At 42.7% G+C, this 8,908-nt stretch carries 6 protein-coding genes; all 6 read right to left on the minus strand.

What is annotated here, in order from left to right; genetic code table 11:
* Positions 1–3,891, minus strand: a 3,891-nt coding sequence (locus IAE45_RS09355; RefSeq protein WP_200143124.1) for a bacterial Ig-like domain-containing protein, incomplete at its 3' end; no start/stop codon positions are given.
* Between the two features lie 27 nt (positions 3,892–3,918).
* Positions 3,919–4,647, minus strand: a complete 729-nt coding sequence (locus tag IAE45_RS09360) for a LytTR family transcriptional regulator DNA-binding domain-containing protein (RefSeq protein WP_200127707.1) — start codon at positions 4,645–4,647, stop codon at positions 3,919–3,921.
* A gap of 615 nt (positions 4,648–5,262) precedes the next feature.
* A complete protein-coding gene (locus tag IAE45_RS09365; RefSeq protein WP_200127705.1) occupies positions 5,263–6,297 on the minus strand; it encodes a DUF916 and DUF3324 domain-containing protein in 1,035 nt (344 codons plus the stop codon).
* A gap of 111 nt (positions 6,298–6,408) precedes the next feature.
* On the minus strand, positions 6,409–7,056 hold the full coding sequence (locus IAE45_RS09370; protein ID WP_074535099.1) for a WxL domain-containing protein: 648 nt from the start codon (positions 7,054–7,056) through the stop codon (positions 6,409–6,411).
* Complete coding sequence (locus IAE45_RS09375) at positions 7,053–7,361, minus strand: hypothetical protein (RefSeq protein WP_200127703.1); 309 nt, start codon at positions 7,359–7,361, stop codon at positions 7,053–7,055. The genes IAE45_RS09370 and IAE45_RS09375 overlap by 4 nt, the downstream gene beginning before the upstream one ends.
* Positions 7,362–7,375: 14 nt before the next feature.
* Positions 7,376–8,845, minus strand: a complete 1,470-nt coding sequence (locus IAE45_RS09380; RefSeq protein WP_200127701.1) for an adhesive domain-containing protein — start codon at positions 8,843–8,845, stop codon at positions 7,376–7,378.
* Positions 8,846–8,908 lie beyond the last annotated feature (63 nt).

The following is an 8,908-nucleotide window of genomic DNA, read 5'->3' on the forward strand; positions in this document are numbered from 1 at the left end:
ATCCTTGGCAACGACTGTTTCTTGATTGGCAACCACGGTGATCGTCGCTGTTGCTTTTTGATTCCCGTTTTGATAAACCACTGGATATTGACCTTCTTTGGAAGTATCAACTGATCCACTAACGGTCACATTTGAAAATGGTAAATTCGCTCCTGATTTGTCCGTTGCCGAAACAAAGTTATCAACCGCATGCCAGTCATCCCCGATGTATAAGGTGCTATCTTTAACTTTGACCGATGTTTGATCAGCTAACACGGTAATCGTGGCTGTCGCTTCGGCTTTGCCATTGCGATAAATGACTTGGTATTCTCCTGGTGTATCCGTGTCAACTTCACCGGTGATGGTCACTTCTGTGATTGTCACTGTGTTACCGTCTTTATCCGTTGCCGATAGAAAATTATCAGCTGCTGTCCATGCATCGCCTACATATAACGTGCTGTCTTTGGCTGTTACCGTTTCTTGATTGGCAACCACGGTGATCGTCGCTGTCTCGCTCACGTTGCCATTCATGTATTTGACTTCATAAGTGCCGACTTTAGATGTGTCGACCTCGCCATTGACGGTAATTTCCGAGAAGGTCATGGCATTGCCGTGTTTGTCTGTCGCTGAAACAAAGTTGTCTTCAGCATGCCATTCATCTCCCACGTAGATCGTGCTATCCTTGGCGTCGATCGTCGACAAGTCTTCTTCTGGTGTGATGCCGACAGAAAGATGATTGCCCGTCCGGTTCACTTGCACCTCTTTACCAAGCTGAAGTTCCTGTGGTATGACGTAACCTTCTGGGACGTAGGAAACATAAAGCGTATAGTTCCCCGTATAAATATCAGTTAATTGATATTCTCCATTTTCATCCGTTACGACAGAAACGATATCTCCAGTCAATTGATTCCAAAGCGTCAAAGTAACCCCCGCAATCTTCTCAGTTGGTTCTTCGGTATTATAAACATCAAGCGTCGCATTGGTTTTGTAGATGATTCCGCTGGAATCGCCTGCCGAAAATTGCAGATTGGCCACCGTCGAGGTAGCCGTCCGTTTGGCTTCCGACAAGGTATCGATCGTATCAGAAACGATCGTGGCTGAGGCTGAGATTTGGCCGGCGTTTTGTGAAAGGACGTTGTAACTGATTTCGATATTTTTCGTTAGAACATAGTTTGAAAAGACAAGCTGTACGTTCCCATCAACTTCTTTGACTTCATAGCTGTCATCTGGCACATTCGAAACAGTGATCGATCCTAAATCGATTTCGCCATTGGTGTTCCCTAACGATTTTAGAAGGATCGTTGGATTTGCTACTTTTTTCGAGCCATCATCGATATTTTTTGTCGTGACCTTGACCTGCGTCATGTTTTTCGTATTATTGACGGTATTTTGCGTAATGCCAATAATATCTGTCGCCGTATTGGATACTGAAACTGTGGCTGTGCCTTGTTGATTATTAGATAACGGTTCTTTTGCATAACCAGGTACATAAATCGTACTCATTTCCTGCCATCCATTGGCGTATTGATAAGCAATAATGTAGCGCCGATTGGTCGTCCCAAAATCAAAGGTATAATAGTTGGTTTCTTCATCATGGGTGATCGTTGGATAATTCGGATCGCTTTCCTTCATAGCTTGGTTATCATAATAACCGCGATCCCAATACTGTGGATAAATGCCACTGACTTGTTCATTGGAAACATCGATGATCGAAAACACGACATCGGTATTTTTCGGTACATGAGTTTCAACAGTCAAATCACTGATGGTATCTTGACGCGCGTTGACTAAAAACTGATTCTTACTGCTTTGGAGCGTGCGTTCAGAATACAGCTTTCTTCCTGTATAGACGGAGGTATGAACCGTGTCAAGTCCCGTTGCGGAAATCGTGATTGGAATTGTATCATTAGGAATCGATTTTGTCGGTGCTAAACTGTCTGGCACGTAATTGAAGCCAATATCAAATTGAACGGAATAGGTAATGGGCGACGTAAAAGTGACCATCGTTCCGCCTGCTACTTCTTCAATCGTATAATCTTTTCCTAAAGTGTAATAAAAACTGACTTTTGGTACCTTTCTCAAAGAAAGATACTCTGGGTGTTCAATAAACATTTGTAAATTTTCGATTGGTTGTGAGTTACTGCCTTCGATGTTGATGGAAGTATCACTCATGTAAGCACCATTTTGATCATAATTTCCCCAAGCCGTTTCAGCATTGTTGGGATTAAGAACACTGATTGGTTCGACATAGTTGTCTTCAACGATTTTGAATTCTCTATTGGCGATCAACGGTGTCGAGACATTAAGAATGATATCTTTCTGATCAAAGGGTACGGTTACGTTCGTGGAACCAAGAGTGAGATTGCTGTCTTTTGTAGCGGTCACAATCAGTTTGTCCCCGTTATTTTCGACAGAAAAATAATCCGCAAAAGTCACATTTTGATAGAAGGCATCTCTTGCTGTTAACTGTTTCGCCGTGATCGGCTGTCCGTTTTGACTCGAAAGGATGATTTGTTGACCAGCTTTCATCTCCGTCGGCATTTGATGAATTGATACATAGTAGTTTCCTTTAGAAAGGCCATTCATAAAACTGGCAGAAGCAAGCCCCATATAATACCTAGAATCGACTTCTTTTTCATCTTTGCTGGTTTTTGCGATAAAGGAAAACCCTCTGTTTTGGGCAGTTGTTTGTTTTAGCTGTACCGAACCAAATCCGGTCGTTGGATACCCTTTTGAAAAAGAAGCAGTATAATCCGTCAGCTCGGTCAGGCTCATCGTAAATTGATAAGAAACCCCATAAGCCTTTTGTTTGTCCATCTGTTTGATTTCAACAGCAGTATTGTAAAGACTATTTGAGGTGATCATATAGTCCGTCCCTTCGACTAATGCTGTCTGTGTTTCTGGCTTGATCTTTCCTTTGATATCCACCTCATAGCTGAAAACTTTTAACGGTTGGGTCTCAATCTTTTTGAAGGAAGCTCCCGGCGTATCAACCAAATTCAGTGAAAGAGTTTCCGTTCCAGATAATGTCCGATCGGTATTATAGTAGACCATTCCTTCCATCCCAAAGACATTTTTTTCTGACACATATTGAATCGGATCGACCTCTTCATACAAATCAATCGCATAGCTTGTCTGGTTTTGATCGCCGATCTCAATCGTTAGCTGAGGCTTATCTTCTGAATATAGATAACTAGTCAACTCGATCGAAAAAGAGGCATCATGAACCGATTGATTAAACGTGATCATCAGTTGATGAACTGCACTATCTACAGCCCACGATGCATTGATCGCTTCATTGGTTCCTTGCACATCACTAAAGCCAAGGCCTTGCGGCAAGTCAAAAACAGCAGTGGTGCCAGCGAAATAATCTTTGTCATTGATTTCAAAATCCAATTTCAGTTTCACTGGACTATTGTTTAAGATTCGTGTTTCTTCCGTTCGGCTGAATTCTTCGCCAGCAATGGTCAGCAGGGTGCCTTTTTCCAAAAGTTCTTGGTCATTGATGCGCGTGCTGACACGAGGTGTGTGTTGCTCTTCTTTGGTTTCTTTTGAATCGGATGTTGAAGAACTTTCTTGTCTCGCATGGCTAGAATCTTCCGTTCTATTTGAGGAAGCGGATGTGGTCGTTTCACTTGGTTCCGTGTTTTCTGAACCAGCTGATGATTCCTCTTTGCTCGCTTCGGAAGAATAATCTGTTTGAGCATCCTCAGCTGCTTGTGCTTCGTTTCCGTTAGCTTCATTTGTCGATTCAGTCATCGTTTCTAGTAGTTGATCGGATTTGTCTAGCGTGTTGACGGTCTGTTCTTGTTCGGTTGTTTCCGCTATCGCCATGATCGGAGTGATCACTTGAGTGATTCCTAGTGCGGTAACAACGATGCCATGACGAATTCTTTTGCTTCTCTTATTCATTTTTTCCTCCAATAAATGTATGTAGTTTTAACTGATTGCCTTACGGATTTTTTTCCCGACTTCTAACTCTTCGCCATTAAAAAAGCACAAAACATTGTTTGTTCGATCGATCATTTTGATTTGTCGCGCATTGATAATGTAAGATTTGAAGACGTTATAATACTCTGGCAGCTCTAATTGTTTGATCACCTTCAAGGAAGTTTCGAGGAATTCGATCGACTTTTTTTGGTGAAAAGCGATTCGGTTTCGCTCTCCTTTGATCGTTGTAATATAGTTGATTGCTTCTGCATCAACCACCATCAACTCTCTTTTACTGACGATTTTTAATAAGTGCTTTTTTCCGAGTAATGATCGTTTGACTTCGATCGCTTCCGTTAATAAATTTCTTAGCTGCATTGCCACCTCCTTTTCTTTTGTATCGATGATCCCTAAAGGACAGATAAGATTCAGCTTCTTGATTTCGATTTTGGAGGCATAGGCACCATAAAAAGCGATTTGACACTTTTTGCATTGTTCTCTCAAGCTTCCTGCTAATTGAAAACTTCGATCAAATCCTTTCATTTCAATGGAAAATAAGAAGAGATCGTTCACATCTGTTAGGTATCCGTCAAGAAAAGGGGCTAGTGCTTCAGGCGAAAGAATCTCAACTAAAGAATGCGGAACACGACTTTCCGTAATCATTTTCTTCATCAAATTCCCATTAAAAAAGTTGTCATCTACTATATAAACAGCGAAATTGCTCAAATTTGCAGACATCTTAATTCTCCTTTTTGCATCATTTCTAATTGTATTCTTAATCAAAAATGCCTGCTTGCACTTTCAAACGAATTAACGAAACATTCATGCAAAAAAGGTAGTTTAAATTAAAAACAAAGTAAGAAAAGACGCTGTAATTGGTCTAAACCTATTATAGATAAAAAGACACGCTAAAGAGTTTTCTTAAAGCTTTTATAAGGGAGTAAGCGTAGCCATCAGAAAAATATTATGTTTTTTTAACAATATCTACGAAAGACTCCAAGGGAAGCGGAAACATTATTATGTAAAGTTTTATGATAATTTCATGTGAAAAAAAACGATCAGAACCCAACATCACAAACGTTATTTATTTTTCACTGGATGCTTCTTTCCTTTCAACGATTGAAGAACAATTATTCATCAGTGATGACATGACCTCCTATTGGTGAATGTCAAAATTTCCCCTTCACTGTTCTCAACAAAATGTGCGGAACACGAAAAAACCATTTATTCTCAATGATAAATGGTTTTCTTTCCTGATTCTTTTTATGAGTGGTGCTGCTTTTAGCTATTTGAAAACATTTTTTACTATAATAGTAGACTTTTCCTGCAACCACCGTTGATTTCCACTACCTACTAATCATCACTTTTATTCAATGCTCGCTTCAGCTTACGATTATGCCAAATCAAATAGGCGATGATCAGACATAAAACACCCCCAATCGATAAATAGGGAAGGATCGGTGAGGAGGTTTCTTTAATACTGACATCTTGCTCGTTTCTTTCTTGCGCTTCTTGCCTTGCAACTTGGAAGGTAGGCTCTCCTTGCCATTGTTGATCAGCTGCTTTGAGGGTCGTTTTTATCTCATACTCTCCTGATTGCAGTTCGTTTCCATCTAATGGCAGTGCGTAATTCATTAACGCATTGGGCGCTAATTGGACCTCTTTTTCCCCTTTGATCGCTGTTGCTTGTCCATCATGAAACACTTCATAAGCAAGCGTGGCCTTACTAAGATAATTTGCCGCTGTATTTTCCACCGCTACGATGATGACATTGCGGCGATTGATTTCTTCTAGATGAGCTTCCTCAATCCGAACCGCTGGTGGGATGTCGGTCTCTTTGTTACGGAGCAACACCGCCACTTCTCTGGCTAGTAGGTTTTGGACATTTCCTTGAAATTCTTCACTGCCGGTTTGCTGGACGTATAGTCCCCCTGCCAAAATCCCTTCAAAGGATTTAGATGGCATCTGGACTGTCAAGGTGATTTCTTTTTGCTCACTAGGGGCTAACGAAAGAGTTTCATCACTTAAAGTGACGAGTTCTTCGATCGCGTATGGAGCAGAAGGCGTTGCTTCCTCATTTGCCCCAGAATACTCAACGACGCCCGTCATATTCGTGACCGCTCGATTAAAGGATAGCTGTAGATTGATTGGTTGCTCGCTTTTATTGGAAACCATGACCGCTAGTTTTTCTTCTGCCTTGGGCTCCAGCAACAAATCATAGTACATCAGCTCTTTGTCTTGCTGTGACTCTGGCAATTTGATTTGAACATCGAAGGTATCAAGCGAATCTGCTGCCCCCGTACTGCTCGTACCAATGAAAAATAAGACCGTTAGAATACTTACTACCCAATACTGAAATCCTTTGCCTCGAACTTTCTTCTGATGCATCCTGTCAGATCCTTTCTACACAAAATAGGAAAGAAAAATCAGCTAGCATAAAAAGCAGCCGCTCAGGCAAGCTGCTTTTTTTCTGCTAACTGTTACGCAATGACTACTGCCCTATGGGGTCGTCGGCGCACTGCTGATCGTCCAAACGAGGGTCGTTTGGTAGGTTGCTGATTGTTTTTCCGTATTGGCTGGGATCGAAAGGGTGAATTGTTCTAATGGCATCGACGTTTCACCGATCCCTTCGCCAGCATTGGCGGTCAAGAACGCATACTCATTGTTGATCGCCGCAAAATCAAGCTCGCCATTGGCAATATCACTGGTTCCTGTTGGCGGCGAACTCAAGTTATTGGTCAACGTCCCCGTATCTACCGTTAATACCGCACCGTCCAATGTGCTGTCTCCTGCCGTAAATTGGGTTGCTTGCCGTACTTTGATCGCCCAAGAAGAGTTCGCCTGTCCTCGGTTATCGCTGACCGCAACTGCCCCTCTTTGCAGCGTTGACCCATCCCCAGGTAGTCCAGTTCCATCCGTAGTAGCTACCCACGTTTCGGCATTTTCTGTTTGGATTTCATGGGCACCAAAATCTAAATTCGTTGGTAGCTGCGTATTGGGATCACTCCCGCCTTTATCCGGGTCAAACACGATGCCCCCAGAGGTATATTCTACGACACCGGTCGTATCATCTGCTTGCACTGTCGCACCAATGCTAAGGGCAGTCAATACCCCCAATGCGCCTATTATCGTTTTCTTTGAAATCATTTTGCCATCCTCCTTTTTTTGATGAAAATGATCAATGTCAGACTAGTGAAGAATCCGCCTATTACGGGCAGCCAAAAGTGATTGGTTTCTGCAAGCTGTGGCAGCGGTTCTTCTGCGTTAGTGACCGTTTCTTGACTGGTCGGTGGTTCAATTTCTTCATCAATGGAATCACTGCTAGCTGTTTCCGTTGGTCCTTCATAAAACTCAATGTTGCCGGTCGTCGTATTGGCTACTGCTGATGGAACGATACTGTAGAAACTGCCGATCATCAAAATCAGAAGCAGCACAAGGGAATTTTTTTTCATTCTGCTCTTCCTTTTCAAGGTGTATCAGAAACGGTCCACACGACTGTGGCGCGATACTGACCTTGAAATTTCGGTGTTTTCTCAGGTACAAATAAATTGAACTGGGAAAAATTAACAGTCAGTCCACCAGTCGATGCCGCATTTTCCAACGTCACCACATTTTTTTCGACATTTTGCTGCAGGGCAATCGTTGCATTATCAGGTAAAACCACTCGACCATCTGCAAATGTCGAATTGACAGTTCCAAGCTGAACCCTTAATTCGGCAGCTGGCAATGTTTGCGTGCCATTGACCCAGTTGGTGGATTGTCTGACCTTGACTTGCCATTTTTTCTGACGATTGCGGGTATCATTGATCCGTAAAATCCCAGTTGTAGCTGCTGCGCTTTGGTCGCCGTCGGCGGTTGCCCGCCATGTCTCACTCTTTTTCGTTTGAATGGCATGTCGGCCAAAATTCAGCTGAGTCGGCAGATTCGTCCGATCCATCGTCAGTGCTTCGACCATGAAATAAATCATGGTTTGGCGACTGCTGATATTTAGCGCACTAAAGTTCAAGAGATTGATGTCCGTCGGCTTTGCCTTCAACACAGAAGCCGAAAAATTGGCGGTCCAATTTGCGGACAACTGTCCTGGACCCGAAAGTAGCGTAGGAATTTGAACATCCGTTGCTCCTAAAACGGCTGCATCCGCCATTTGTTCTTGGACGGTTGCCAAATTGTTCAACGCTGACGTTACGGTGCTAAGCAAGGTATTCAGCAACCCTTGCAGCAATGCACGAACGACACCACCAATATCGATGCCGATCACTCGGATCTGGGTATTTTGAATCGCCGTGCTTAAATTCCGTAAAATTTGCGGGACATTGGTTCCTAAAACGACACCGAGGTTCGAACTCATATTGGCATACAACGCTTCTCTTTGGGTGGTGAACTGCAACGGACTGCTTATTTCTACATTTCCTAAATTACCAACGGTTTTTAGCAAGGAAATTTGCTGATTGACAGCCGTTAAATCGATTTGCACGATCCCGAGATTGAGATTTAATGAGCTGGTCAAGGAATCAAGCGCTGTTAAGATCGCATTCAAAAGCGGGACATTGGCAATATTGACTGTGGTCGACGTTTTGATAGCTGCTGATCCATTGGCACTGATGCTAGTTCTCAACTCTGTGGGGATCGCCAACAAAGCAAATTTATCCTCACCGTTGACATTGACAGAAGCGTTCACCCCCCCGTTCCCTTTGATCGAAAAAGTCACTGGTCGATTTGTCACACTGCCTGGCCAAGGAGCACTTGCTGAAGTACCACTTGTATTGGCACTTGTTAAATTGCTTAAAATTTCCACATCTAATACGTTCACAGCCGCCTCGGCTTCTTTGGTCGTTGTTAATAGATACAAATTGACGAAACTGATGCTGGTCAACAAGAAAATCAACTGAGCGATCGTCCATTTGTAAAAACGTTTTTCCCTCCTTCTGCTTTCCATACCATTTCTAACCCTTTCTTTACGAAACGATGATCAATGCTTCAACGTTTTGATTCACTAGAG

The organism is Enterococcus sp. S53 (assembly GCF_016516865.1).
GTDB lineage: Bacteria > Bacillota > Bacilli > Lactobacillales > Enterococcaceae > Enterococcus_D > Enterococcus_D innesii.

Coding starts and splice junctions, on each gene's coding strand:
- IAE45_RS09375 (WP_200127703.1), bottom strand. CDS start 7,361: ATGAAAAAAAATTCCCTTGTGCTGCTTCTGATTTTGATGATCGGCAGT.
- IAE45_RS09365 (WP_200127705.1), bottom strand. CDS start 6,297: ATGCATCAGAAGAAAGTTCGAGGCAAAGGATTTCAGTATTGGGTAGTA.
- IAE45_RS09380 (WP_200127701.1), bottom strand. CDS start 8,845: ATGGAAAGCAGAAGGAGGGAAAAACGTTTTTACAAATGGACGATCGCT.
- IAE45_RS09360 (WP_200127707.1), bottom strand. CDS start 4,647: ATGTCTGCAAATTTGAGCAATTTCGCTGTTTATATAGTAGATGACAAC.
- IAE45_RS09370 (WP_074535099.1), bottom strand. CDS start 7,056: ATGATTTCAAAGAAAACGATAATAGGCGCATTGGGGGTATTGACTGCC.